Below are 26,260 nucleotides of genomic sequence, written 5' to 3' on the forward strand. Positions count from 1 at the left end.
AACAAAGATATAAAAATTCAGGAGGGAAACAACATGAAAATGGTCAAAGGTTTAGTGGTAGCAGGTCTCGCAGCAGTTCTACTGGCAGGGTGCGGTTCAAATGATGGTGCAGCCGGGGGTAATACAGGCGCAGGCGGTAACAATGCTGAGCAAACAGATGCTACAACAACCGCATCGATTGTTAATCAAGCCGATGCTTTCGTAAGTGCTGTAAGTGAGCAAGGAACTTGGATTATTGCGACGCTTAACGATTTGACGGTGGATCAGGATGTGGTCGTAGCTGGACAATTCCATGACAAAAACGATGAAACCAAGGATATTTACCGTAAAATAGCTCTGTACACGCAAGATGCGGATCACAATATCATTGATTCGTTTACGCTGACCGTTCCTAAATTGACGGTACAAAGTGAAAACCTGAAGATTCAAGGTGGTACGGTGAAGGGCGATGTTTATGTAGAAGCTAACGGCTTTAGCTTGGACAAAACAGCCACGATCGATGGCAACCTGTACTTTGCCAACGCAGATGTGCAAGGAACAGCCGTAGTTGAAGGTACTGTTACCGGAGCTACTGAAGTTCAATAAGCTAATACAGCTAAGAAACAGGCCAGCCTTCGGGTTGGTCTGTTTTTTATTACGCCAGATTATGAGGCAGATGATGACACGTTACAAGCCATTTTGTCATAGGGTAATAGGGAGTGTCATGGAAATTTTGCGAAATAGGTTTACGTAAAGCCGGTTATTTGGTAATATTATCGCAATATAAATTGAACATGAAATGCATTGATGAGACAAGTAGGTAGATACAGCCTTTCCCAGAGAGCTCCGGTTGCTGAAATGGAGCATAGCGCTTATTTACTGAATAAAGACTCTGAGCAGCACATCGGAACGGTAAGTGATCCGGGATGGTGTGACAGGAGCTCCTGTTACAGAGCTAGAGTATAAGCGTATTTGGCCAAGGGCCGGGGAGGCTGTACTTGAAGAGGCTACGATGGCGACATCTTAGCGAATCTGGGGTGGTACCGCGGGCATACCAATCTCGCCCCCAAGACGAAATCTGTCTTGGAGGTGGGATTTTTTTGATTTAACCACAACCTGACAGCGATCTCGCCAAAGGTACACATATAACCAACAGGGAAGGGACTGGAGCACGGATGGGAGAAAGATTGAAAGTTGGTATTGTCGGAGGAACTGGGATGGTTGGGCAGCGGTTCGTTCAATTGCTGGATGGACACCCTTGGTTTGAGGTGACGAGTATTGCGGCTAGCGCAGGCTCTGCAGGCAAGACGTACGAAGAAGCAGTGCAAGGGCGCTGGAAGATGACAGGCGATATTCCTGCGGGTGTGAAGGACATCGTGGTTCAGGATGCCTCCAAGGTGGAGGAGGTTACAGCAGACATCGACTTTGTATTCTGCGCTGTGGACATGAAGAAGGCGGAGATTCAAGCGTTGGAAGAAGCCTATGCCAAGACCGGGACTCCGGTAATCTCCAACAACTCTGCCCATCGCTGGACTTCAGATGTCCCGATGGTTATTCCGGAAATTAATCCGCAGCATATCAAGGTCATTGAAGCTCAACGAAAGCGTTTGGGCACCTCCACGGGATTCATCGCTGTCAAGCCGAACTGCTCCATTCAGAGCTATGTTCCGGCCTTGAGCGCTTTGCTTGATTTCGAGCCAACGACCGTGGTTGCCTCGACGTATCAAGCCATCTCCGGAGCAGGCAAGAACTTTACGGATTGGCCAGATATGCTGGACAATGTGATTCCATATATCGGCGGAGAAGAAGAGAAGAGTGAGCAGGAGCCGCTGCGAATTTGGGGACAGGTAAATGATGGTCAGATTGTGAAGGCCAATGCTCCGCTGATTACGACGCAGTGCATTCGGGTGCCGGTAACGGACGGACATTTGGCTACTGTATTTGTTTCATTCAAGAAGAAGCCATCGGAAGCAGAAATTATTGAGCGCTGGCGCCAATTTGCGGGTAGACCCCAGGAGCTTGCTTTGCCAAGTGCCCCGAAGCAGTTCATTACTTATTTTGAAGAAGAGAACCGTCCGCAAACGAAGCTGGACCGTGATATGGAAAAAGGGATGGGCGTATCGGTAGGACGCTTGCGCACAGACTCCGTTTATGATTACAAGTTCGTTGGCTTGTCCCATAACACGCTGCGTGGGGCGGCTGGTGGCGCTGTACTGATTGCCGAACTATTGAAGGCTGAAGGGTATATCCAATCCAAATAGACGAGGTAGCCGCCGTATGGAGATTAAACTAGATGATTTAAGTGGCCGTGAAATTGTAGCATTTATCGGGGAGCACTTGATGAATATGTCTACGACTTCTCCGCCCGAAAGTGTTCATGCTCTGAATATTGACGGCTTGAAGCAACCGGGAGTAACGTTCTGGAGCCTTTGGCTGGAGGGGGAACTGGCTGGTTGTGGCGCCTTAAAGGAACTGGACTCGCAGCATGCTGAGGTGAAGTCCATGCGCACGGCCATTCCATACCGGGGCAAGGGAGTTGCCAAGCATATGCTGGCGCATCTTCTGGAGGAGGCAAAACGGCGTGGTTATCGGCAAGTCAGCCTGGAGACGGGATCGATGGAGGCATTTGTCCCGGCTCGTGGGTTGTACGAGGGCTTTGGCTTTCGCTACTGTGGACCGTTTGCCGATTATGAGGAAGACCCCAACAGTGTGTTCATGACCAAGCTGTTGTAATGCTGTATAGTTCGACAAAGAAAATGGCGGTGTAGGAGTAGAATCCTATACCGCCACTTTTGTTACCTAAGTTAGATAATCACGGCTGTACCACTTACCGTAACCATCAGCATACCTTCGCGAATAACTTCATAATCGATGTCTACGCCGATAATGGCGTTAGCACGCAACTGGGAGGCCTCTTGCCGCATTTCCGCAAAGGCGGTATCCCGAGCTTCCTGTAGCTTGTTCTCGTAAGCACCGGAGCGTCCCCCAACGATATCCGTAATGGAAGCCATGAAGTCGCGTACGACGTTAGCTCCCATGATGACCTCGCCGGTTACGACACCTAAATATTGTTGAACCGGTGAACCTTCAATGGTAGGTGTTGTTGTGATAATCATCGATTTTGCCCTCCTGAAAATGGAATACCTCATTGTATGTTGATACGCGCGCCTGGAGGATTGGTTTCAGTGCTGCTCAAGTAAACAATTCAGACATGGAAATGTGCAACCCGTTAAATACCTGTGATGCTGCAAATGAATCTACCGTGTTTGCGTAGTAATACATATCAGCAATTTCCGCGTCGTGAAAGGTATACACCGTAACCTGCTTCTTCATCGGGTCTACGATCCAATACTCTTGTACCCCGCAGGTCCGGTATAGATCAAGCTTCTGAATCACATCTCTGCTTCGCGTAGACGGGGACAACACCTCCACAACCAGCGTAGGTGTCCCTTGGTATTTGCCATGTTCATCCACTTGGTCTTTGTCGCAAATCACGACCAGATCCGGCTGGACCACGCAAGTATTGCCAGCCCGCTTCTCCAGAGTTACATCAAAGGGGGAGGTCAGCGGAGTACAGGACTTGCCTTTGAACCAGCCGTAGAAGGCGCCGTGCAACTCATGAACGGCACGCTGATGCTGGAATGAAGGAGAAGCCAGATTATACAAGATGCCATCGATCAATTCAAAACATTGGTCTGACGCCTCGCTTAGTTCAAGGAACTCTTCATAGCTTACCCGGATAAGCTCTGTTTCATAGGCTGACGCATTTTCTTTAAGCAAATGTTGGCCATCATCAGAGAGGACAGAGTGGGTACTCAGTGTTGCCACGGCTTTGCCGTTTTTGGTAATGATGATCTCCTCATGAGCCTCTGCAAACTTTAAATACTTCCCAAAATTATTCTGCATATCTGTCGAGGTTACATACACTTCAAATCACCTCATTTTAGCTATTTATAACATACATATTAGCTAAAATATGGAGGGTAAGTCAAATGATTAGCTAAGATGTAAAAAGGCTCAAGATCACTTGCTTAGCTTCTTCGCGTTTAGGCGCTTCTGCAACTTATCCCAATTAGGTGTAGGCACGCCAGCTTCCTTCTTCCAGTCTTCAAACACATTAGCCAAGGCTTCAAGTTCGCTGAAATTGCCATCGACAAAGCGGCTGACGGGAAGGACATGATACAGCTTGAAAAACATATGCAATAGTGTAGGGTGGTTACGAATGAACGAGGCTTGGGCTGCGGGTACCAGAGGGTAACCCAAGGTTTCCAATACGTGAAATCCCTCACCCATGGCTGCGACGACCTCCCGTAGCAGCTTGTCGTCCCGTGCCACCTTATTCATTTGGTAGTCGTGAAGTACAGGCGCGTAGTTCATGGCCAAGATCAGGATTACATGATTCTTGAGCCAAGCATCCATATCATCCAGGTAAGTCAACTTGTAGCGGGCCGAGGCAAAGGCACGATCCAACTCCGCTTTGAAGGCAATAGGTCCGTCCAGCCCGCCGAGAACCATTTGGCCTCCACTCCGAATAGCGACCGTTCGTTCAGGATCACGTCGTCCGCCGGACAATTGAAAGCCGAAGGCAATATGCTTGGGTGTCTCGCTATGCTTCTCCAGGAACTGTTGCATTTCCCAAGCGTCGGTGTTGTTACCGATCATAACGATATGACGGCTCCGATTAGCCGCAAGAGTAGGCAGGACACTCGGGAAATCGTTATATTTCATCACGACAAAAATTAAATCATAAACTTCATCGGTATCCAGCGTGCGAATGACCCGAATCGGGTCCTTTGTCGTCTTAAGCTGGAAATAATGGCGGATGACCAGGCCATCCTTCTCCAATTGGTCCGCACGGGAGCCGCGTGCCAGTACAGATACCTCATTACCGCCTTGAATTAACGCATGAGCCAGATAGCTCCCCAACACCCCTGCACCATAAATCAATACTTTCATCTCTATCGTTCATCCTCTCTAAAATAATTAACAGATGTTGATTAATCAACGGTTATTGAATAAAATGAGCTTATCACCGTGTTAGAGGGGCTTCAATAGCCAATTCAATGCGTTTTGTTGAAAAATCAACAGATCAGATCTATTTTGTTCAATAAAGAGTCAGAGGAGGACATATGGACCGGAGAATATTAAAATCCCGGCAAGCCATCATGGAGGCTTTCATCGGTTTGCTGACGGAAAAGAGCTTGGAGAAGGTAACGATTAATGATATCGCCGAGCGGGCAAATGTGAACCGGGGGACGATTTATTTACATTTTACCGATAAGTATGATTTGCATCAGCAGTGCATCGACACCTATCTCCAGCAGCTACAAGACAGTTGCATGGCGGATGGTGAGGTCACTGAGCTACTGATGCAAGATATGCTGCTTCGTTCCTTTGAATTTCTGGAAGCGAACGTTGCTATTTATAACACGTTGATTACGGGAAATGGTATTCCCGTGTTCAGGGAGCGCATGATGAAGATGATAAAGGAGGGTGTGCAGGAACATCTGGAGAGATGTAGACTTGGTCCCGAGGTAGCCCTGGAAGTAGAGGTGCAGTTTGTTACTTCAGCCGTGGTTGGCTTGATGGAGTGGTGGGTAAGAGAAGGAATCCCGTATCCTCCGCTGGCCATGGTAGAGCAACTGAAACAGTTGCTACTACGCCATTTCCGATTGCCGGAAGTCGTGAAGCTGGGAGCGACCGAGGACAGATAGATAAAAAACAGCCGATTCCTTGAGTGTCTTGGGATCGGCTGTTTCGAGCAGAGAGATCAGCTTGAACTTTTACTTGTTACATTTGTGTCTCTTCAAGGTGACGGTAGGTCTTCGCCAGCAAGGCGATATCCTCGGTCAGGCGCTCGATGCGGAACTTCACGTCATCGTTGACGATTTGCTTGCGGAAGAAATCCTTCTCTTCAGCAAAGACGTAAGACTGAACGATACGGGCCTTCAAGTAGGTTAGAATCGGCTTGAGCTGCTGTTCAGGGACCAGGTAATGGCGAGGCGAACCAGCAGTGGCTATGATACCGACTACTTTGCCTTGCAGCGCATTTTGCGGCAGCAGATCGAAGAGGTTCTTGAGCGTTCCGGGAATGGAGGCTTGAAAGATCGGGGTACCGATCACTAGAATATCTGCCTCCATGATGGTCTTGGCCACGGTTCCCGTATCGCCTTCATAATCGAGATAGTTACGTCCGTCACTAAATTGCACGTCGTATTCGCCTAAATCAAGCAAGGTCGTCTCGATGTCGGGATATTTCTCCCGCAGGACATTTAGTGTGTGCTCCACGGCGGTTTTGGTCTTGGAACCGACGATGGTTCCTGATAATCCAACGGCTAGCATAGGGTATTCCTCCTTGGGATTAAGGCTTCAAATTTCAGGCTTTGGCTGTATACTTGCGAATGGCCGGTAGAATCTCTGTGCCAATCAATTCAAGGTTACGTTGCAACTTGTCAAAAGGCATACCGCCAAAATCAATTTGCGCAATGTAGCGCTGATGGCCAAACAACTCATGCTGATACAATATTTTCTCAATAATCTGCTGCGGACTGCCGACGTTCATAATGTGATGAGGGTCACCGCCCTGCATGAATAGCTGCTTGTAAAAGCCTTGTCCGTTCGTCTTCTTCATCCCTTCGTTGATATGTGGGTACAGCTCCTCCAGCGCCTGCTGCGAGGTATCTGCGGCATAGAAGAATCCGGCGGTAGCAATCGGCAATTCATCGGGATTATGACCAGCTTGGCGGGCTGCTTGCCGATAGGCATCCACGGTTTGCTTGAACGCCGAAGCGGGTCCACCCAGATGGGCCATGTACATAGGCACTCCAGCATATCCTGCTTTGATGGCACTGGCAGGTCCACCACCTACAGCCCGCCAAATGGGCAGAGAGCCATCCTGTGGACGAGGCAATACTTTAGCGTTGCGGAGCGGAGCACGATATTCGCCTTCCCAGTTCAAGACAGGATGTTCGTTAATTTGCAGGAGCAAGTCGAATTTCTCTTCGAACAATTCCTCATAGTCACGCACGTTATAGCCCAGCAGGTCGAACAGTCCTACTCTGGAGGCTCGTCCTGCAACAAGCTCAGCCCGACCGCCCGAGATCAGATCAATGGTAGCGAAATCTTCATACACGCGTACAGGATCGGATGTGCTGATAATGGTTGCTGAGCTACCAAGCTTGATGGTACGGGTAGCCTGAGCGATGGCGGCAAGCACGACGGTATGAGCCTGCGTGGCAAAATAGTCCTGATGACTCTCACCGATGCTGAAGAAGTCCAGTCCAGCCTGCTCGGCCAGCTTGGCGTACTCAATAATTTGCTTAATTCGTTCCTGGGCGGAGATACGTTCGCCCGTGCTCGGGTCGGGTAGATGGTCCCCAAGGGTGTAGATGCCAAATTCCAGTCCTTTGCTTGAATCAAGACGATATTTATTCATAGGTTGCTTCACCTCTGATGGATTTGAATTGGATGTTGAATCATGATATTTCATGTCTTTATTATAGCCCTGCCACCTACTTTTAGTAAGTACGCACTTAAAAGTGGTATAGTTACTTATAGGTAACTTAGACAGCGAACATAGGCAGCATGATGGCGATGAGCCATAAAGCCATAAAAATGAATGGAAGGGAGTGTTACCAGCTCATGCAGAAGCATCCCGGATTTTGCCGCGTAGATAATGCCTTGGAGATCTTGGTCGGGAAATGGAAGCCCATCATTTTGCTGTACCTGCTTCAGGAGGGAACCAAACGGTTCAGCGAATTAAAGCGTCATTTACCGGAGATTTCGCAGAAAATGCTGACGCAAAACCTGCGCGAATTGGAGGCCGAGGAAATCATTGAACGGATTGTTTACCCTGAGGTGCCGCCAAGAGTGGAATATTCGATGACAGAATATGGTCGCAGTCTGGAGCCGATTCTGGACGCGATGCACAATTGGGGCACCAGACATGTGCAGCGCAAGTCACAGAAGGAGCAAGAGCAAGGAGCCGAGGGGCAAGCACCGCAAATTCATGCGGCTGAATAACCATGTGCCCCGGCTGGAGAGGGGAAGGAAATGTTGAACAAGGAAGATAGTGATATTGACGAAGCACCGCCACATAGAGAACTGGATAAGAGTAGGGCCAAGCGGCTGGGGGATTATTTGAAATCGCGCCGCTCGCGCCTGAAGCCTGAGCAGGCGGGCTTGACCAAGACGCGTGGAATCCGGCGGACACCAGGTCTGCGGCGGGAGGAAGTGGCCATTCTGGCAGGCGTTAGCGCCACCTACTATGCCTGGCTGGAGCAGGGGCGGGAGGTATCCGTCTCTCGCGAAGTGATCGAGAACATTGGGCGGGCGCTGCAGTTGACCGAGGATGAATACAAGCATCTGCTTGAGCTATGGAATGGCAACGAGCCTGAGGTTGTGCTGACCATTACCAGGGAGGTGCAGCCGAAATGGAAGGAGATCGTGAACGGGATAGCATATCCCGCCTTCATCAGCAACGACCGCACGGAGCTATTGGTCTGGAATCAAGCGCTGGAAGACCTCTTGGGCAATGCTTCAGACCTTATTAATAATGTGGAGCATCCCCTGAATATGTTGGCCTTGCAGTTCACGGAACCCGAGATGCGGAGCCGCTTGGTTAATTGGGAGGCTATGGCAGCGCATGCCGTAGGTATCTTCCGCACGGCTTATGATAAATACGCGCATGACCCGTGGTTTGCCAAATTCGTAAATGAATTATCCGGACGAAGCGAGGAGTTCGCGAATTTGTGGAAACAGCATCGCGTGGAGGCCAAGAAGGTCACGCGGGTGATTTACCAAGCCCCTGGCTGGCCGCAAGCCCGGGCTTATGACATCAATTCATTAACGTTTACGACAGATCATCCGGATCTGCACATGTGCATCTTTTTTCCCGTGGTCGAGTAGAGGAATAAAGACTTCCATCTGTGCCTGTTACTGTGATTACTAGCATAAACGTCATGTGGCTGGCTCCTAAACTGCGGTCTAGAATGGGATTATGCAAGACCATCTCTATAAGCTGCGGAAAGCGGGGAACGAACATGGGAAATAAGATAGCCACACGTAAATTAGGTAATCAAGGGCTTGAGGTGTCGGCCCTGGGACTTGGCACGATGATGATGCCGGACAACGAGGAATCGGTCCGCACCATACAGGGTGCGCTGGAGCTTGGTGTAACGATGTTTGATACAGCGGACATTTATGGCGAGGAAGTCACCCAAGGTAAATTTGGCGGTAATGAACGGTTGGTCGGCCGCGCCTTGAAGGGACTTCGGGATCAAGCTGTTATCGCCACTAAATTTGGCATTGTACCGCCGGAATTGACTCCTCTTGGGCACCCGGCCTATGTCAAGAAGTCGGTGGATGCCAGCTTGCTGCATCTTGGCGTGGATCACATTGATCTTTATTATCAGCATCGTATTGATGTGAATATACCGATTGAGGATACCGTAGGAGCGCTGGCCGATCTGGTTCAGGGCGGGAAAATTCGTTATATCGGCTTGTCGGAGGCGACGCCTGAGCAAATTCGTCGCGCCCATGCTGTCCACCCGCTGACCGCGGTAGAAACGGAGTACTCCTTGTGGAGCCGTGAGGTCGAAGATGAGGTGCTGCCTGTGCTAAAGGAGCTGGGCATCGGCTTCGTACCTTACAGCCCGCTGGGCCGTGGCTTCCTTACCGGACAAATCAAGACCTTCGAGGATTTGCCTGCGGATGATTACCGGCGATATTATCCCCGCTTCCAGGGTGAGAATTTTGCTAAAAACCTGGAGGTGGTGTCGCTCATCGAAAGCCTAGCCTCCCGTAAGGGCTGCACGGCATCCCAATTAGCGCTCGCCTGGTTGCTGGCCCAAGGGGAACAAGTTGTTCCTATTCCCGGCACTAAACGACTGGAACGGGTGGCTGAGAACATCGGCGCACTGAGCGTCACTCTTTCTGAGGAGGAATTGCTGGAGATTGAGCGCATCTCGCCGAAGGGTGTTGCTGCAGGTGCTCGTTATCCAGACTTTTTAGAGATGCTAGAATAGAGATTACAGATTAGAGAATAGCCTCTGCCGCTTTGCTGCGGTAAGGGGCTATTTTTTCGTGTAGTTGGCAAAGCAAATCTAGCGAGACTAGGTAACTTATCGACAATAAGAGGGATAAATTCTTCTTTTTCGATCATTTCTATGATAATTATGAAAAATATAGCAGGAGTATTGGCGAATTATGTAAAATATATCAAATGCGGGATGAATTATCTTTGAAAAAGGAGGTTCGCCGTCAGACCGATATCATTTCATTGCTTTCTATTACGAGATACTATCTTAAACTGCTGGGAGGAATAAACAGTGATTCAAACAAATCTTTTGCGCAAATCTAGCAAGTGGTTGCTAGCGTTGGCTCTTATTGTTCCATTATTCTCGTTCTCTTCATGGGTAGACAGCAAGCCAGCCGGAGCGGCTGGAGATCACAAGCTAATCGGTTATTGGCATAACTTCGATAACGGGTCCAGCACGATTCGGCTACGTGATGTGTCACCGGACTACGATGTAATCCAGGTGGCTTTTGCTGAGCCGGTCGGAGGACCAACAACGGGAAATATGGCCTTTCAACCTTATAATGCATCCGTAAGTGAGTTCCAGGCAGATGTGCAGCATTTGCAAGGACAGGGGAAAAAGGTGCTGATCTCGATTGGGGGAGCTAACGGTACTGTCGATTTGGCTAATGCACAGGCTCGGCAGAATTTTGTCAGCACGATGAAGAGCATTATTGATACTTATGGCTTTGACGGGCTGGATATCGATCTGGAGGGGAGCTCGCTTTCTCTGAATGGTGGAGATGTGGACTTCAAAAGCCCAACAACCCCGAAAATCGTTAATCTAATCTCGGGGGTACGAGCAATTCTGGACAGCTACGGCTCAGACTTTATGCTGACCATGGCACCCGAGACGGCGTATGTGCAAGGTGGCTATGTGGCCTACGGCGGTCCTTGGGGCGCCTATCTGCCAGTCATTTATGCGTTGCGCAACGACCTGGATTACCTGCATGTGCAGCATTACAATTCCGGTCCGATGACAGGGCTTGATGGCAGATCCTACTCACAAGGAACAGCAGACTTCCAGGTGGCAATGGCGGAAATGCTGCTTCAGGGCTTCAACGTAGGCGGCAATGCCAACTACCCGTTCCCGGCGCTTCGTCCGGAGCAATTGCTCATCGGCCTTCCGTCTACGCCATCGGCGGCAGGCGGTGGCTATACGACGGCGGACAATGTGCATAAGGCACTGAATTATCTCATGAAGGGACAGTCTTTTGGCGGAAGCTATACTTTGCGTAACCCGCAAGGCTATCCGGGCTTTAAAGGAATCATGACCTGGTCAATCAACTGGGATAAGGCGGCTAACTATGAGTTTTCCCGTGCACATCGTGCTTTTCTGGACGGCTTCGGTACCGGACCCAATCCTGACCCCGATCCAGTTGACACGACACCACCAACTGCACCAACTCAGCTTCGTGTAACGGCGGCTACCTCAGATAGTCTTACCCTGGCATGGAATGCTGCGACTGATAATGTAGGCGTTGCCGGTTATAGAATTGTCTATGATGCAGGCAGCGTGAATGTAGGCGGCACAACAGCGACTATCAGCGGATTGTCGTCCGAGACAACGTACACGTTCACTGTGACGGCGAGAGATGCGGCAGGTAATGTCTCTACCGCTGTGTCTGTGCAAGGGACGACAACCTCGACAGGTGGCGGACCCGGGGAGCCGGGAGAGGCTCAGGCATGGGAACCCTATGTAGCTTATAGTGTCAATCAAGAAGTAAGCTACAATGGCGGCATCTATCGCTGTATCCAGGCGCATACCTCTCTGCCGGGCTGGGAGCCGGCTAACGTACCGGCCTTGTGGCAGTTGCAGTAATAGTTGTAGTAATCAGGCATTCGATTTATTAGTATTAGCGCATTCATTGATAGTCACGCCTCTATTGAGTATGGAGAACACCGCATGGGCTAAGGGCCTGTGCGGTTTTTTTTTTGAGTGGGCTGCTAGGGGGGACATGCTCGTGCTCGGTGACTGTATAACTGTATGACTTATGAGAGTCGGAATGATGAATAGAGGATGGAACTCGGTTTAACTATTAGAGTTGCCAATCGATAGAGTTTACCTGGCAAAGTTTATCTAGCTGAGTCTATCTAGCTGACTCTATATGGAAATCCTCATGCTAATACACTAGAAATGTGCTGATACGGCTAATTAGCTGGAAAACCTCCCTATATAACTGCCCAATTTGGCGAAAAGGAGAGTTTTGGGCACAATTAGCTGGAGCTTTTCCATATAATCACCAGAAATCGGCCAATTTAAGGAGAATTAGCATGAGAAATTCCCTATAAGCTTTATAAGTACGTGTTGCTATCAACGGTAGCGTAGAAGAGTCTGTACACCCCAATTTGGAGCCTAGCCAGCCAGCACCTAATCAGCCTCTATCGCGGATATGAAGCACGGCTTTGCCCGAGAAGGTGCGATCCATCAGCCGTTGGGCGACGGTATTCACTTCCGTCCAAGGGGCTTCTACCGCGATGGTTGGAGTCAAGCGTTTGTCTGCTACCAGGCGGGCGAGCATGGACAAATCCGGTGCAGCAGGGGTACGGGTTAGTTCTTCGCCGAGAAAGAAACCATAGAGTGTGCGTCCACCGCGCGTGACAAGGTTCATCATGTCCAGTGTCGCCGTGGGCGATGAGGAGAACCCTACAGCTACGCAAATGCCCTGCGGGGCAAGATGGGGCAACAGCGCCGTTAGCGTCTCGCCACCCACGGAGTCGATGATCAAATCGTAGGGACCAAAGTTGCTTGCCTCTGCCCCGGCGGCGGCTGAGTCCCCTACGATCACTTCATCTGCCCCCGCTTTTCGTACGAGCTCGGCCTTCGTCTCGGTGCTGGCTATTCCGACATTGAAGGCACCAGACAAGGCGGAGAGTTGATGTGCGAAGAGACCGACACCCCCCGTCGAACCGGTGATGAGCACGCGTTTGCCGAGCAGCAGTCCTCCCTTACGGAGAGCGTTAAGCGCCGTCAAGCCGGATACGGGCAGGGTAGCTGCTTCAGCGAATCCGACTTCGTCCGGAATTTCGGCGAGCATCGAGACGGGGGCGGCAATCTGCTCGCTCCAGGCACCCAAAGGCAGCAGTCCGACTACCCGGGCTCCGGCCGGAGGGCCATCGCCGGTCTTGGCCGGCTGGGTGACAATTCCGGCAAAATCCCAGCCCAGACGGGAGGAAGCGCCCTGGTCGATGGCATCTTTTACCTCTCCGCGGTTGAGGGAGACCGCATGTACCTCCACAAGAGCCTCCCATGGCTGGGCTAAAGGAGGTTCAACCTCCTGAATGGTTAGATAGGATGAAGAATCGGGATTGCTGACTATAGCTCGTATGTGATCTTCTAACATTTGTTAATCTCTCCTTTGGGTAGGTTTGACCGTGGTTTTCATTCAAGAGTATACTTAAAGCGGTTTTCTCAACCAAGTGTAGAACTACACCTCATTAGTGTCACCCGACGGGACTATTGTGAACCGTTGTCTGACAAGTGCCAATGAGGCTTTAATACAATAGATCGTGTGCTAACGCTAATTTATCTGGAAAGGAGAGTCTTATATGCCAGCAGAGGAGACTAGCTTAGAGCAGGCTCTTGCCGAAATTGAACGACTGCGCATGCATCGTCAGCGGGAGATGGTCCACCACCGTTATACGCCCTGGAAACGATTCACTCAGCAGGAATTGAACGATGAGGTCTGTCTTACTTACAAGAATCTGCTGGTGGGCCGTTCTCGCCGCATCCCGGATCGTCAAATGATGCTGAATATCGCGGATTATCTGGAGTGTAGTTCCAGTGAACGCAATGATCTGCTGTTGGCCGCCGGTTATTTGCCAGTTCAGACCGCGTTGTCTCCAGCTAAGCTGGAGCAAGCGTTGGAACAAGCGCAACATACGATGATGGCATTGCCTTATCCCGCCATGATCGTTACTCATACCGAGGATATCCGGGGATACAACGAGTATTGTCGCCAATTGTTTCAATTCCCGCAGCTTGCTGCTGATGGACGTTGGATGAATCGAGTGGATTTGCACTTTAGTCCGGACCTGCCAGTACGCACCCGCTCTACATTTGATCAGGCTTCTCTGGAGCAGTGGGAGGCCCACGCCGTACGAGGGATTCGAGCGTTCAAGCAGAACCATATGCTGTCCCGGCACGATGGCTGGTATCAAGACGTGGTGAAGCGCTTCGGACAATACGATGTGGCTGGTGGTCATCTGGAGCAAGCGGCGGCTTGCGAAGATGATTCGTTAGAGCTGACTCAGACGATTTTGGCTAAAAGTAAAGTTGCGGGAGATTGGACTCCGATTCAGTTCAAGCAGTTCTCTATCTCTACTGGGGGGCTGATGTATCCGCAAATCCAGGTGTTCCTGCCCGTGGATAAAGCGGCGCATCAAGTGTTTGAGGGGTTAGGCTGTTTTGTGGATTGCGGGCTGGCAGAGGGGCTTTAAAGTGAATTTACGTTAGTCATCAACTCGCTAAATTATGTGGTAAAAGGACCACGCAAGCGCTTCATTCAGCCTGCGTGGTCCTTTTTTAGGTTGTTCACATCTGCTACTGCTCCTACTTGCTGGGCTAGAGCCTAATCTCCTGGCCTCGTTCGGCCGATTCATAGATGGCTGTGAGGATTTGGAGCAGGTCAACTCCCTGCTCGGTAGTATAAAGCGGCTGTTCATCCCCTAGTACACAGCCTATAAAATGATGGATATTGGCAGTATGGGGAGGAAGGGAAGCAGGAGGTAGCTTTGGCTCCATATCGATCGGTCGCCCAAGTAGATCTGTATACAGTCGTAATTGATTATTGATAAGACTAAGCCCACCCTCCGTACCACGCCATTCCACCAGCTTCTGATCCTCAGCAATATGACTAGCCCAGCTAAACTCAAGCTGCAAGCAAGCTCCGTTATCAAACCGAATAAATCCAGCGGCCAAATCTTCTACATCGAAGACTCCCTGCGATGGCTCCATCCCCGAAAGAGGGCGGTCTGCAAATTGGCGATAAGTAGCGCCCGAGACGGATATGGGGCGGGGATTACCGGCCAGCCATACGGCCAAATCAATCATATGCACACCCAAATCAATCAGTGGTCCGCCCCCCGACAGGGCTTGGGTCGTGAACCAGCCGCCTTGGCCGGGGATGCCCTGACGGCGAATCCAAGCACAACGCCCCATATAGAGTTCACCGAGCTTGCCGCCTTCCACACAATTCCTGACGAATTTTGCTTGCTCCGTAAAGCGGTTGTTCCGCATGGTCATCATCAGCTTGCCAGAGGCTTGCGCGGCCTTCGCCATCTTCTCAGCTTCTGATACACTGACTGCATCCGGCTTCTCGCAGAAGACATGTTTTCCATGCTCCAATGCGGCGATGGCTAGTGAGGAATGATACAGGTTAGGGGTACTGATATCAATAATATCGATGCATGGGTCGGCAAGTAAATCCCGATAATCCTCATAGATTCGAACCCCTGGTACTTCACGGGCAACGGTATCCGCCGCATTTCGTGATATATCGTACACCCCCGATAGCTCTGTCGCAGGGTGGGATGACCAGGCCCGCAGATGAGCTCCTCTGAAAATATTCCCCGTGCCAATGGCCCCTACTTTAAGCTTGGTCATGGCTGCTTCGACCCGAGAGTCTCTAACGGCGGTGTATGCTGATATCGTGGCAGCTCCCGTTGAATCGGGGCCGCCCAGCTTACGGCATTGGAAATAATTCGTCCTATTTCGGGATAATGATAGGTAGGGTACGTTTCATGACCCGGTCGGAAGTAGAAAATCTTGCCCGCACCGCGATAATAACAGCACCCGCTCCGGCAAACTTCTCCACCTTCGAACCAGCTTAAGAAGACAAGTTCATCGGGTTCAGGGATATCAAAATGCTCACCGTACATTTCCTCCTGCGGCAGCTCGACAAATTCACCAATTCCCTCGGTGATAGGGTGGCCGGGGTTCACCACCCATAACCGCTCTTTCTCCCCCGCATTGCGCCATTTGAGGTTACAGGTCGTTCCCATCAGCTCACGAAAGATTTTGGAATGATGGCCAGAGTGTAAAACGATCAGTCCCATACCCTGTAGCACCCGTTGCTGCACGCGATCCACGATGTTATCCTGAACTTCTGCATGAGCGGCATGGCCCCACCAGATGAGCACGTCAGTTTGCTCTAGCACGTCCACACTTAACCCATGTTCCGGTTCATCTAACGTAGCGTATCGAATGAATCTTCCATCTCGAACTTGATTAGTCAGTCCGGCAGCTATGGCTCCATGTATGCCTTGCGGGTAGATGGAGGCCACGGCCGGGTTATGCTGCTCATGGCGATTTTCATTCCATATGGTCACGCGTAGTTGGCGATCCATGTTCATCCCCCTAAATTAAAATACTAACTCAAGCTAGTTGTTAAATAGCAGCAATGGTTCTTACATCAAGTCCGGGAGCTTCCATACTTGCAACAGCCCGGCATCCTCACCGCTTCGGATGCCGGCTATGGCGATATGCCGAGCAGCAGCTTCGGGTGTTCGGGAGACTGAGGTAACCCGGATGCTATAATCAAGCGGTAGCGGGAGGGGGGAGATTAACCCACGACTTCCGACGAATGCTTTGCCTTGAATGGCGAGGGCAAAGGCCCCTTGACCGAGATAGGCTAGCTTCACAGGGCCAAGGTGAGCGGACACAGGTACATCAGCAAGCCTCATCCGATGACTTGGCAAGTCTGGTTCCTGCTTCTGTGCTTCAAGCTCGATCATGTATTGATCCTCCACCAGAAGTAGAGTGGCTGTACCGTCTTGCCAGGCATCAAAGGCAATAACGTCTTGCTTAACAGGGGTGAATTTGCCCTTGGACTCAGTGCGGAGGTATAGCGTACCTGAGCTCCCCAACGCCCATACCTGATCGCCCATGGCAAATAGCTGCTCGCAGGCTTCATCGGGCAAGCGGGTCACCGCCTGAAGTTGCATCCTGGATAATGTATCTGGGGGAGAAACCTCCCAAGCCGGGGAATCTATTACGCTTGCTTCCCATAGCCAGCCATCTGCCGCGACGAGAAGACGGTCCCCATGCTTAATGCTGTCGTGGTCCATGTCTCTATCGTCAGCATATCTGTTATCTACGTCGTCATAACCACAGTTAGAATCAGGCTTGGCGCTAAGGGAATTGACCTGACAAATTGCTTCAACGGGCTGCTTGAAGGTATAGGTCGCTTGAGGCCAGGCCCCATCCTCAAATCGGACAAACCGCCAGGGGTCGATCAGTGCAGAATAACCAATCCGGTTGTCCCACGACATCCAGACTTGAGTATCTGTGACAGCAAGGCCGGACAATGCGGGGCCGATGTGCAGCGTACCGAGCACAGCTCTATTGGTGGGTTCGGCCTCCCATGAGAAGCCGTCTTCCGTAGCTATTAAATAACGTCCTGGCCTTCCTGGAGCCAAGCCCAACGGGAGGGCTGCCCTCTCGCCAACGTAGCTGTCGGCGAGGAGGGCGAATCCGCCCCGGACAGCTTCCGAAGTGGGCTTGGCAGAGGGAACAACAACCCTGTGATTGGCCAGGCCCATCAGCCCGCGAGGATGCCCTTCCCAAGTGAAGGCTCCTTCGTCGGTGATTTGGCGACCGATATGATCCAGCGTACGGACCTTTAGTCCGGTCTCATCGAGCTCAATTACGCGCGATTGACGTTTGCCATCTCGGGTGCAAGAGCTATGAACACCAGTCAGGAAGAAGTGGGTTCCCTGCACGATTTGATGAGAATTGGGATACCCTTGGCTAAGGTGATAGTGGGCAGAGAACCATAGAATAATTTCGGGAAAGCGGTGGACAAGCTCCAGCCAGCGATAGGGATCATGATTCTGATCCAGATATGCGTTGGTGGAGCGGACGTGAACACGGGGGACCGTCCGCAGACCGCTGCCGATCGGCGGGGCATGAGTGAAGAACAGTACCGGCACGCCGGGACGTTCTTCCAGCTTGGCGACAAGCTCGTCAAACTGACGGTTCGTGGCGTAGCATTCCTGTACGTCGTAGCAGTCGTTCGCAGGCTGCGGCTCGGTCGAGGCGAAGAATAGCCGCCACTCCGGGAATTCAAGCACGCCATAAGGCTCGGTTAAAGCGAAAATATCCAGAAACGCTTGCTGCATCGTTCCATGGGTCTGCTGGCCACCGGATTCCCGTTCCAAATCGTGGTTGCCCATGATCGGGCGTAGAGGCGTTCCAGTCTTCTTTAGATAGCTATGGGCTTCCATAAGGCCATCGGGTTGTCCAATTCGTCCATTCCGGCCGAAGTCGCCCAGCGGGATCACCAAGTCGGGTTCAACCCGGGCTATATCCTCCATAGCGTTATCGGTCAGTTCTAGCTGCTTGGCATCAATATGGAAGTCGCCTAAGATTACGATTCTCAACGAGTAAACCTCCTGTAAACGTGACAAAGTGGCAAAGTTTAAAATAGTTCAGCCCTTCATACCCGTCAGGGCAATGCCCTGCACGAAATATTTCTGTCCGATGAAGAAGAGGATGACCGTGGGCAGCATGGCCACGCAGGCAACGGCCATCAAATAGTTCCATTGCACTTCGAATTGTCCGTTAAAAAAGTTCATGCCTAGCGCGATGGTAAACAGTTCTTGCTTGTTCAGATAGATTAGAGGTTGCAAAAAGTCATTCCAAGCCGCATCGAATTGAAAAATCGCTACAGTGATCAGGACAGGCACCGTTACAGGCAATACGACGTGCCACAGGATACTGAACACCCCGGCCCCATCAATCTTGGCCGCTTCCTCCGTGTCAGGAGGGACGGTCAGGAAGAATTGCCGCAGCAAGAAGACATAAAAGGCATTGCCGAGGAAGGTCGGCACGGTCAGAGGTAAGAAGGAATTGACCCAGCCGATCTGTGTAAACAGAAAGAACTTCGGAATCATGACGACGGTCCAGGGGATCATCATCGTGGAGATCATGATCATGAATAACACAGTCCGTCCGGGAGCGCGATAACGGGCAAAGCCGTAAGCCGCAACCGTGCAGGACAGCAGGGTTCCGCATACGCTCAGTAGGGTCACCAGCGCGGTATTGCCGAACCACAGACCGAAAGGGAGCTTGGTGAAGGCTTTGACATAGTTCTCTACTTGCAGCGGAAGTGGCAACCACACGGGTGGCCAGGCATAGAGCTGAATATCGCTCTTGAAGGACGTGGATACCATCCAAATGAATGGGAAAAGCATGGCGACCGAGCCGATGCCGAGCAGCAGATATAGCAGGATACTGAGTAAAGGTTGTTTTTTCAGCATCATTTCTTCTCACCTCCGTAATACACCCAGCGACCGGATGTGGAGAACACAATCAAAGTCAGGACCAGGATAATTAGGAATAGCAGCCAGGCCAAAGCCGAGGCGTAGCCCATCTCAAACTTGCTAAAGGCATAGTCGTAGAGATGGAAGTTGAAGAAGCGGGTGGAGTTGAGCGGTCCGCCTTTGGTCATCACGTAAGCTTCTCCAAACTTCTGTAATGCCCCAATGACACCGGTGATCAGGTTGAAGAAGATGGTCGGTGTGAGCAGCGGGAGCGTAATATATACAAATCTTTTCCAAGAGCTTGCCCCGTCCAGCATAGCCGACTCATACAGGGAATCTGGAATTCCTTTCAATCCGGCCAGCCAGATCATCGTTCCACCGCCAACGGACCACAGACTCATGAAGATCAGGGAGGGCAGCGCCCAATCGGGATCAAAGATCCAGCCGGGACCTTGAATGCCGAATAAGCCTAGCAATGAATTCAACAATCCCAGCTCGGGATTGAAGACGAAAATCCACATGACCATAACAGCCACACCGTTTATTTGAGAAGGCAAATAGTAGATAGTGCGAAATAGTCGTGTTCCGGGCAGGGATACGTTCAGCAGCAGTGCCAGTGCCAGGCCAACGACCAGATTCAGCGGCACCGATAACACGGCAAAGCCAAACGTAATGGATAAGGACTTCCAGAATAACGGGTCCTTACTTAAGGCAAAGATGTAGTTGCTAAGGCCAATCCACTCCGGGGGAGTGAGCATATTCCATTCTGTGAAGCTGAAATAAAGGGAGGCGAGCATTGGGCCCGCATCCAGAGCGATCAAATGAATCAGCCAAGGGGATATGAGCATGTAAAAAATCCAGGCTTCCTTGCGTCTTAATAATGATTTGGGTTTGCGCACTGCGTTCTTTGACCTCCTTGCAGGGCAGTTATGCTTCTCTCGGCAGTGCCGCTTGAGTGAAGGGCAGGGGCGAAGCGGATGACTCCCCGGTTCGCCCGCGCCGCATCAATTACTTGTTCTTGGCCGCATCTGCGGCGGCAGCCGCTTCATCCAAGGCTTGCTTCACGTCTGTCTCCGAGAGCAGGATCTTCTCCAGCGCTTCCGTGAAGGCCGGCTTGCCGGTCTTTGGATAATCCGGGTCCAGTGTATCGGGCATGATCTTGTTGTTCGGAATATCATCGGTAAATGATTTGTAGTTAGAATCGGTGGACTGGCCCTTCTCTTCGGCCACCGGCTTGTAAGCCACGAAGCCAAAATCGCCGAACACTTCCGAACCGCCCCGGCTGGTCATATATTTGATGACATCCCAGGCTGCTTCCTTATTCGGAGATTTCTCATAGATCGACCAACCGCCATAGAATACGAAGTTGTTGGCTCCATTGGGTCCTACAGGCAGGGGAACCGTACCGAACTCAAGCTGTGGGTCCTTCAAATAGTCTTCGATCGGCCAGCGGCCGTTCAATTCCATGGCAACCTTGCCCGCGGCGAACATGTCGATTCCCTTGAAGGCATCGGTATCCGTGGACCCCGGTGTGATCTGATCCTTATGATAGGCATCGCTATACCATTGCATGGCCTTGACCATGCCCGGGCTGTTCATGTAACCCTCGTACTTGCTGCCGTCCGGGCTCACGACGCCATCGCTATAAGCCAGCACCAGTGGTTGAACACGGCGCTGATTGGCACCTGGCAGCTTGAGTCCCCATTGTACAACCTTGTCGCCTTCGCGTTGGGTCAGCTTTTTGGCGGTCTCGTACATCTCTTCCCAGGTCCAGCCTGGTTGCGGATAGGGCAGATTCGCTTCATCGAATAGCTTCTTGTTGTAGATGATCGCCATATTTGTCCAATCCTTAGGCATGGCATACAGCTTGCCTTGATATTCCCCATACTTGACGATGTCCTCATAGAATTCATTAAGGTCCAGACCGTTATCTCCTTCAATAAAAGGAGTCATATCGGCCAGCCCGCCGTTCTTCCCGAAGATCGGCACCTGCGTATCCCCTACAGTGATAATGTCGGGCGCATCACCGATGGCAAACTGGGCGATAAGCTTGTCATCATAGTTTTGCGGGACCGACTCGAAGGAGATTTCTACATTGGGGTGCTCCTTCATGTAGCTGTCCAGCACGGATTTCTGCATTTCATAGCTATCGGCCGTGGACCAGGTGGTCATGCGCAGCTTAATCTTTTCCGTGTTGCCGCTGCCTGTTGCCGTTTGGCTATTGTTAGTGGGGGCTGTGTTGCCTGGAGCAGCGCTGTTATTCTGCTGAGCGCATCCAGTCAAGGCAATCACGCCTATGAGCAGGGTAGGTATCCATTTACGTAAAAAAGGGGCTTTCATGTGCTGATTTCACCGCTTTCTTTTAAAGTAGGATGTGGTGGGTATGGGGATTAGAGCCAAATAGTCTGATCCTTCTCAGGCCACAGGACGGGACCGGAGTAAATAGCTTGGGCTGCTTGCACGCTAGCCTCATTGTTGTGACGCAGTCCATGAATCAGGGCCAACTGCTGGACTTGGGCTGCCTTGGCGACCTCTGCGGCATCCATGGCGCTAGAATGTAGGCCGCCGTTCTTAAGCGGATTGGCCGGAGTTGCTCCGTAAGTCGCCTCGTGAATGAGCAGGGAGGTATCCTTGGCCAACTCAATAATTGGCTCATGATAGGCGGTGTCTCCCGTGAAGGTTACGGTCTTCCCGGTCTGCTTGTCATTGTATTTGTAGCAAAGGGCTTGTACCGGATGCAGGGAAGTGGTCGTCTCCAGCAGGAAGCGATCATCTTCATAGGAGTCTCCCGGCGTCAGCGGAACGATAACCGGATAGCTGCGATCAGGGTAAAATTTGCGGTTCAGGAACAGGAATTCCAGGGTGTGGTGCATGATCGGTTCCAGGTCTTCAGCAGGGCCTAATATCTTCAGGCCAGACAAATCCTCGTTCTTGATCAGGAAATAATAGAGAAAAGAAGGGAGGGAGATATAGTGGTCATGGTGCATATGAGTGAACAGCAAATAGCGAATGTTGCCTGGGTCGATGCCCTGCCGTCTGAGGTTGTCGACGATATTCCACCCCGTATCAACCATGACGTCGTCATTGATTACGAAGCTGGCGGTTTCACCTCCCAATTCCGGTATGGCGGCTTCTGTTCCGAAAAATGTGACTTTTGTCTTCTCTTGCATCTGCTTTCCTCCTAGAATGATTATTTTCGATCATTTCAATCTCATTTTAGAGGGAATATATCAATTTTGTATTAATTATTTCGTGTTTATATGTAAATATCGATCAATATTTTGCGATTATTTGATTGTTAACGATCATAATTTCCTGTTTTTCTCTTTTTTATCTTGCTTTTGTGATCGGTTATCCTCTATAGTGAAAATGACAGACATATACAGGAGCCTGAGATGAAATGGCTATATGTAAGAGAATTGGCTGGGAGGGGAAGGGACGAATGAAGGTCCGGCATCGCGTAATTGCGGATTATTTGAAGGAGCATACCTTTTTGCATGTGAACCAGTTAGCTGAGCTATTGGAGGTATCGCTGCCCACGATTCGCAGGGATTTGCATGAGATGGAGAGCGGCGGCTATATCCAGCGAGTGAATGGTGGAGCCTTAATCAAGGCAGAGGGAGAAGGGACCGGAGGAACGCCAACTCAAGGGGGAGACCTTTTTACCGCGCACAAGAAGGCGATTGCCGCCGAGGTAATCCGATGGATTGAACCAGGGGATACGTTGTTCATCGATTCGGGCTCGACGAACAGTTATATTGGAGATTTGTTGTCCGAGCTCAAGAACATTACGATTGTGACAAACAGTATCGATATCGCTTATAAATGTATGCGCAAGCCGGACCTGTCCGTATTCGTCTGCGGCGGAACAGCCGAGGACGTGCAATCAGAGGCGGGAATTGTCGGGCCGCTGGCGGAGCAAATGATATCGCAGTTCCGGGCTAATTTATGTATTCTGGGCACCGCCGGGGCCGATCCCAAGCAAGGGATTACAGACCCTTATTTGTCGGTCGCTCGTATCAAGCAGAAGATGCTCAGCTATGCCTCACGGCGTATTCTGGTTACCGACCACAGCAAATTCGGAAAAATTCATAAAGCCTATGTGGCTCCCCTGGACACATTTGATTGCGTGATAACGGATCGGGAAGCCACGGAGGATCAGATCAAAGCGATACGAGGCAAGGGAATACAGGTCAAGCAGGTATAGATGGTTATAGACAGGTAGCAGTGTCCCAAGGAGCTTATTCCAGAACTTCAATACTTGTCGGCTCTGTGGAGAGCTTGTAGTTGATTGGGCTGCCGTCTGCTTCATACCTGGTGAATTCCGCGACGGCAACAACGGTATAAACGCCCGGAGCTTTGAAGCTATAGGAGTATTGCTCTGTTATAACGCCATCCTGTGACAACGGGCGCATCATCGCGATATCGTTCCTTGTAATCGGGTCGGAGTGGCCAGCTTCATCTTCAATGATGTAATAAAATACAGGCTCTCCCGTAGCAATCTCCACAGACTGCCCCGAAGCATTGGTGAGCTTGGCTTCCATCGTGACCGCGGTATTAACCTGAACTTGTTCCGGTACAGAAGCCTGGATGGAGAACCCGTCTTTCGCATCTACGGAAGCGTGAACCTCTGTAGGGGGCTGCTGAGCCTGCTGGGTTGGTTCCTTGGCAGAGCCGGAATCGATGGTTTGACAGCCGACCAAGAGAAACAGTAGAATAAATGCTATTTTGTTCAAATTATACACCTCCTATTGCTCTAGACGGTGAGCAGTGAAGGATTGTTTCAGTTCATGAATTCTGATGTGGTCGTGCGCCTTTAATTTTTTATCAGAGATAAGGAGGGAGATCAATCTTGGAGGACACTATGATGATCCAAAGAGCGCTTGATGCTCTAAGCGAAGATGAGTTGAAAGCTTGCTTACGCCTTGTGCTGATGCAAATTCGCAGGTTAGAACAGGAACCAACCTCCCAAGAAGCGGCAGAAGGGCTGGTTGAATTTTATAGGGGGGTAGCAAGCTCTGTAAGCCGCTCCAAGGATCAGCCTATATCGCCTTATGCTACGCATGTACATATTGTCACGGGCCTTTCTTTTGCTGGCAGTATGAAGCACACATTAAAATCACTTGGTCGGTCCGATGCACATGCGCTGATTGTATTGGAAGAAGATTATGCGATAGGACCACTTGGCGTCCTGGATACCTCGAAAGGTAGACAAGCGCGGAGCGATTGGTTCCGTGATCATATCTTGGGTGGAGCGGATGCCTACTCTTGTTACGAGGAAGAATATTCAAGAATCCTGCGTCGATTTGGGCAAATTCCGGAGCAAGCGCAAGTGATCATTTGGACCTCTGGCAATGCTGGTGAGCAGATCGGGATGAGACATGCGTTGCATCTACTTGGCAACCAGATGAATAAGGTGGCCGTGTGCAATGCTTGCTCCATTTGCGAGCACTTGTACAATGAGCCAAACAGACAGATCCAATATCGCCACTCTGGTGAAATACCGCCGGACAAGCTTGGTAAGGCTATCCAGCGTGTGGTCGACAATCTACCGAGCTTGTCTCAGGAAGAAGCAGGTCGGTTAAGTGGGGAATGGCAGGATATCTCGGGATGCTCCAGTGAATTGCGGGTGTGGCTGGATGGTAAGGTTGTAGGGGTATCTGCCGATGCCTATGATGCTTACCTTCTTAATAAGCTGGATAAACTACAAGAGAGCAGAGGGCCAGAGGAATTTATTAAATCAGCACGGGTAATCGGCGAGGCCATCGGATACTGCGACCAATGTATTAGCGATGCTTATTTTGAGTATCGGCTTCGGACATTAATTTATGATGGAGTATTAGAGATTAAAGGCGTTCCAACAGCGATGAGGTACTACAGTGTAAGGCGGAGAAGAAATGATTAGAAAAACCACCGTACAGCTACAGGAAATTAACCCCAAGGCTGGTACGGTGGTTTTGTGCGTTTATTTCATAGCTGCTAGAGCTGCATTGAGTTGAGCTTCTATGGACATATCTACAAATTGAAGACTGGCTGCATAACCCTCATTGGTAGCTCTTAGGAGTGCAATAATCTTCGTGTTATCGACTTCCCAAACACTCATATAAAACCCACCATCTACGAACGAAACTTCTTCGAGGGTGTCTTTATCATAAGTGGCTGTATTACTTAAGGGCTCTCCATAAGTCTTGGTAACACTATTGACAATCCCCTCGTAAACCCCGATATAAAAGGCCAATTCAAGGTTCGTGGTAGAAGGCATAAAGGTTGCCTTGGCTAGCTTACCTTTATAGAAAATGTATATTTCTTCGTCGTCATCAGGACCATCGTGATATAGAAGAACATAAATATCATCTTGTCCGCCTTCATCAATTAACAGCTTACCGGCAAAAGATTTCTTCAATTCCTGCGGGCTCATTCCCCATGGCAGGGATAGTGCATCAGATGCTGGCTGTTGACCAATCCAGGCGATGGCTTGGGAGGAGTCAGCTCCAATGGCTTTACCGGTTAGCGTCTTGATAGCCGATAAGGGCAAATAGGTGGTTCCATTCATGGCTTTGACGGCTACGGGAAGCTGAACGGCTACTCCATTAATCTTGGCTGTCTTGCTTCCTGCGGATACGACGATATAGGAGCCGGAGGCATGCTTAGCGGTGATCATCTTGGTCTTGGAATCAAGGGTGGTGGTATACCCCAATTCGGCCAGCACGGTTTTCATGGGAACGAGGGTCGAATTATTTTGCACGATCGTTGGGTATGGGGAGGACAAGAGCTTACCGTCCACATACAGTGCGTATGAATTAGGTGCTGCGGCGTATGTTAATGGGGTAAAGGTGAATAACCCTAGCGTCACGGCCAGCCAACTCATGAGCATGGAATAAACAATTTTTTTCATTATAACTCCTTCTTGAATATGTAATTAATCCTACTGATCAGGAATAG

Annotated in this window: 26 protein-coding genes and 1 other annotated feature; of the genes, 11 read left to right on the forward strand and 15 right to left on the reverse strand. The window is 50.5% G+C overall.

Going from position 1 to position 26,260, the window contains the following annotated elements:
* Positions 1 to 33: 33 nt before the first annotated feature.
* From AC1VOR_RS10265 to AC1VOR_RS10275, 3 genes are all read left to right on the forward strand, one after another.
* Positions 34 to 585: a polymer-forming cytoskeletal protein gene (locus AC1VOR_RS10265; RefSeq protein WP_482617513.1), complete on the forward strand. Its 552-nt coding sequence runs from the start codon at positions 34 to 36 to the stop codon at positions 583 to 585.
* A 189-nt stretch (positions 586 to 774) separates the two neighbouring features.
* Positions 775 to 1,050 (forward strand) — a binding site (T-box leader).
* 104 nt (positions 1,051 to 1,154) lie between these two features.
* Complete coding sequence (gene asd / locus AC1VOR_RS10270; RefSeq protein ID WP_482617514.1) at positions 1,155 to 2,240, forward strand: aspartate-semialdehyde dehydrogenase; 1,086 nt, start codon at positions 1,155 to 1,157, stop codon at positions 2,238 to 2,240.
* Positions 2,241 to 2,256: 16 nt separating this feature from the next.
* Positions 2,257 to 2,712 carry a GNAT family N-acetyltransferase gene (locus AC1VOR_RS10275; protein ID WP_482617515.1) on the forward strand — a complete coding sequence of 152 codons (456 nt, stop codon included), beginning with the start codon at positions 2,257 to 2,259 and terminating at the stop codon, positions 2,710 to 2,712.
* Positions 2,713 to 2,783: 71 nt separating this feature from the next.
* Here the strand turns inward: AC1VOR_RS10275 and AC1VOR_RS10280 are convergent, their stop codons facing one another.
* The 3 genes from AC1VOR_RS10280 to AC1VOR_RS10290 form a co-directional block, all read right to left on the reverse strand.
* The gene (locus AC1VOR_RS10280; protein ID WP_059052744.1) at positions 2,784 to 3,095 is read right to left on the reverse strand and encodes a YbjQ family protein; all 312 of its coding nucleotides are present in this window, start codon (positions 3,093 to 3,095) and stop codon (positions 2,784 to 2,786) included.
* Positions 3,096 to 3,171: 76 nt separating this feature from the next.
* On the reverse strand, positions 3,172 to 3,906 hold the full coding sequence (locus AC1VOR_RS10285) for a type II toxin-antitoxin system prevent-host-death family antitoxin (RefSeq protein ID WP_482617516.1): 735 nt from the start codon (positions 3,904 to 3,906) through the stop codon (positions 3,172 to 3,174).
* A 96-nt stretch (positions 3,907 to 4,002) separates the two neighbouring features.
* Positions 4,003 to 4,935 carry a ketopantoate reductase family protein gene (locus AC1VOR_RS10290; RefSeq protein WP_482617517.1) on the reverse strand — a complete coding sequence of 311 codons (933 nt, stop codon included), beginning with the start codon at positions 4,933 to 4,935 and terminating at the stop codon, positions 4,003 to 4,005.
* Between the two features lie 173 nt (positions 4,936 to 5,108).
* On the opposite strand from AC1VOR_RS10290, the gene AC1VOR_RS10295 reads away from it, so the two are divergent.
* Positions 5,109 to 5,693 (forward strand): TetR/AcrR family transcriptional regulator, encoded by a 585-nt coding sequence (locus tag AC1VOR_RS10295; protein WP_482617518.1) that lies wholly within the window; start codon positions 5,109 to 5,111, stop codon positions 5,691 to 5,693.
* A 76-nt stretch (positions 5,694 to 5,769) separates the two neighbouring features.
* Here AC1VOR_RS10295 and AC1VOR_RS10300 read toward each other — a convergent pair whose 3' ends face one another.
* Positions 5,770 to 6,321 carry an NADPH-dependent FMN reductase gene (locus AC1VOR_RS10300; RefSeq protein WP_482617519.1) on the reverse strand — a complete coding sequence of 184 codons (552 nt, stop codon included), beginning with the start codon at positions 6,319 to 6,321 and terminating at the stop codon, positions 5,770 to 5,772.
* Positions 6,322 to 6,355: 34 nt separating this feature from the next.
* A complete protein-coding gene (locus AC1VOR_RS10305) occupies positions 6,356 to 7,414 on the reverse strand; it encodes an LLM class flavin-dependent oxidoreductase (RefSeq protein ID WP_482617520.1) in 1,059 nt (352 codons plus the stop codon).
* 206 nt (positions 7,415 to 7,620) lie between these two features.
* Here AC1VOR_RS10305 and AC1VOR_RS10310 point away from each other — a divergent pair, with 206 nt between their 5' ends.
* The 4 genes from AC1VOR_RS10310 (at position 7,621) to AC1VOR_RS10325 (ending at position 11,876) form a co-directional block, all read left to right on the forward strand.
* Positions 7,621 to 8,001: a winged helix-turn-helix transcriptional regulator gene (locus AC1VOR_RS10310; RefSeq protein WP_059052755.1), complete on the forward strand. Its 381-nt coding sequence runs from the start codon at positions 7,621 to 7,623 to the stop codon at positions 7,999 to 8,001.
* A 30-nt stretch (positions 8,002 to 8,031) separates the two neighbouring features.
* Complete coding sequence (locus AC1VOR_RS10315; protein WP_482617521.1) at positions 8,032 to 8,886, forward strand: helix-turn-helix transcriptional regulator; 855 nt, start codon at positions 8,032 to 8,034, stop codon at positions 8,884 to 8,886.
* Between the two features lie 146 nt (positions 8,887 to 9,032).
* Positions 9,033 to 10,004 (forward strand): aldo/keto reductase, encoded by a 972-nt coding sequence (locus tag AC1VOR_RS10320; protein ID WP_482617708.1) that lies wholly within the window; start codon positions 9,033 to 9,035, stop codon positions 10,002 to 10,004.
* A 303-nt stretch (positions 10,005 to 10,307) separates the two neighbouring features.
* A complete protein-coding gene (locus tag AC1VOR_RS10325; protein ID WP_482617522.1) occupies positions 10,308 to 11,876 on the forward strand; it encodes a carbohydrate-binding protein in 1,569 nt (522 codons plus the stop codon).
* Positions 11,877 to 12,429: 553 nt separating this feature from the next.
* Here the strand turns inward: AC1VOR_RS10325 and AC1VOR_RS10330 are convergent.
* Positions 12,430 to 13,398 carry a zinc-binding dehydrogenase gene (locus AC1VOR_RS10330; RefSeq protein ID WP_482617523.1) on the reverse strand — a complete coding sequence of 323 codons (969 nt, stop codon included), beginning with the start codon at positions 13,396 to 13,398 and terminating at the stop codon, positions 12,430 to 12,432.
* A 205-nt stretch (positions 13,399 to 13,603) separates the two neighbouring features.
* On the opposite strand from AC1VOR_RS10330, the gene AC1VOR_RS10335 reads away from it, so the two are divergent.
* On the forward strand, positions 13,604 to 14,494 hold the full coding sequence (locus tag AC1VOR_RS10335; RefSeq protein WP_482617524.1) for a hypothetical protein: 891 nt from the start codon (positions 13,604 to 13,606) through the stop codon (positions 14,492 to 14,494).
* Between the two features lie 124 nt (positions 14,495 to 14,618).
* On the opposite strand, the gene AC1VOR_RS10340 is transcribed toward AC1VOR_RS10335, so the two are convergent.
* From AC1VOR_RS10340 to AC1VOR_RS10370, 7 genes are all read right to left on the reverse strand, one after another.
* Entirely contained in the window at positions 14,619 to 15,659 is a 1,041-nt protein-coding gene (locus AC1VOR_RS10340) for a Gfo/Idh/MocA family protein (RefSeq protein WP_482617525.1), read from the reverse strand.
* The gene (locus AC1VOR_RS10345; RefSeq protein ID WP_482617526.1) at positions 15,656 to 16,402 is read right to left on the reverse strand and encodes a ThuA domain-containing protein; all 747 of its coding nucleotides are present in this window, start codon (positions 16,400 to 16,402) and stop codon (positions 15,656 to 15,658) included. Before AC1VOR_RS10345 ends, AC1VOR_RS10340 begins: the two co-directional genes overlap by 4 nt.
* A gap of 60 nt (positions 16,403 to 16,462) precedes the next feature.
* Entirely contained in the window at positions 16,463 to 18,436 is a 1,974-nt protein-coding gene (locus tag AC1VOR_RS10350) for a metallophosphoesterase family protein (RefSeq protein ID WP_482617527.1), read from the reverse strand.
* A gap of 48 nt (positions 18,437 to 18,484) precedes the next feature.
* Positions 18,485 to 19,318, reverse strand: coding sequence for a carbohydrate ABC transporter permease (locus AC1VOR_RS10355; RefSeq protein WP_482617528.1), 834 nt, complete (start codon positions 19,316 to 19,318; stop codon positions 18,485 to 18,487).
* Complete coding sequence (locus tag AC1VOR_RS10360; protein ID WP_482617529.1) at positions 19,315 to 20,217, reverse strand: carbohydrate ABC transporter permease; 903 nt, start codon at positions 20,215 to 20,217, stop codon at positions 19,315 to 19,317. The genes AC1VOR_RS10355 and AC1VOR_RS10360 overlap by 4 nt, the downstream gene beginning before the upstream one ends.
* Positions 20,218 to 20,326: 109 nt before the next feature.
* On the reverse strand, positions 20,327 to 21,658 hold the full coding sequence (locus tag AC1VOR_RS10365; protein WP_482617530.1) for an ABC transporter substrate-binding protein: 1,332 nt from the start codon (positions 21,656 to 21,658) through the stop codon (positions 20,327 to 20,329).
* Positions 21,659 to 21,708: 50 nt separating this feature from the next.
* Positions 21,709 to 22,488 carry an MBL fold metallo-hydrolase gene (locus AC1VOR_RS10370; RefSeq protein WP_482617531.1) on the reverse strand — a complete coding sequence of 260 codons (780 nt, stop codon included), beginning with the start codon at positions 22,486 to 22,488 and terminating at the stop codon, positions 21,709 to 21,711.
* A 230-nt stretch (positions 22,489 to 22,718) separates the two neighbouring features.
* On the opposite strand from AC1VOR_RS10370, the gene AC1VOR_RS10375 reads away from it, so the two are divergent.
* Positions 22,719 to 23,525, forward strand: coding sequence for a DeoR/GlpR family DNA-binding transcription regulator (locus AC1VOR_RS10375; protein WP_482617532.1), 807 nt, complete (start codon positions 22,719 to 22,721; stop codon positions 23,523 to 23,525).
* 34 nt (positions 23,526 to 23,559) lie between these two features.
* Here the strand turns inward: AC1VOR_RS10375 and AC1VOR_RS10380 are convergent, their stop codons facing one another.
* Positions 23,560 to 24,054, reverse strand: coding sequence for a hypothetical protein (locus tag AC1VOR_RS10380; RefSeq protein ID WP_482617533.1), 495 nt, complete (start codon positions 24,052 to 24,054; stop codon positions 23,560 to 23,562).
* Positions 24,055 to 24,182: 128 nt separating this feature from the next.
* On the opposite strand from AC1VOR_RS10380, the gene AC1VOR_RS10385 reads away from it, so the two are divergent.
* Positions 24,183 to 25,223, forward strand: a complete 1,041-nt coding sequence (locus AC1VOR_RS10385) for a DUF1835 domain-containing protein (protein ID WP_482617534.1) — start codon at positions 24,183 to 24,185, stop codon at positions 25,221 to 25,223.
* 60 nt (positions 25,224 to 25,283) lie between these two features.
* Here the strand turns inward: AC1VOR_RS10385 and AC1VOR_RS10390 are convergent, their stop codons facing one another.
* A complete protein-coding gene (locus tag AC1VOR_RS10390) occupies positions 25,284 to 26,213 on the reverse strand; it encodes a copper amine oxidase N-terminal domain-containing protein (RefSeq protein WP_482617535.1) in 930 nt (309 codons plus the stop codon).
* Between the last annotated feature and the right edge of the window lie 47 nt (positions 26,214 to 26,260).

Source organism: Paenibacillus sp. 1SOY10 (genome assembly GCF_056836745.1).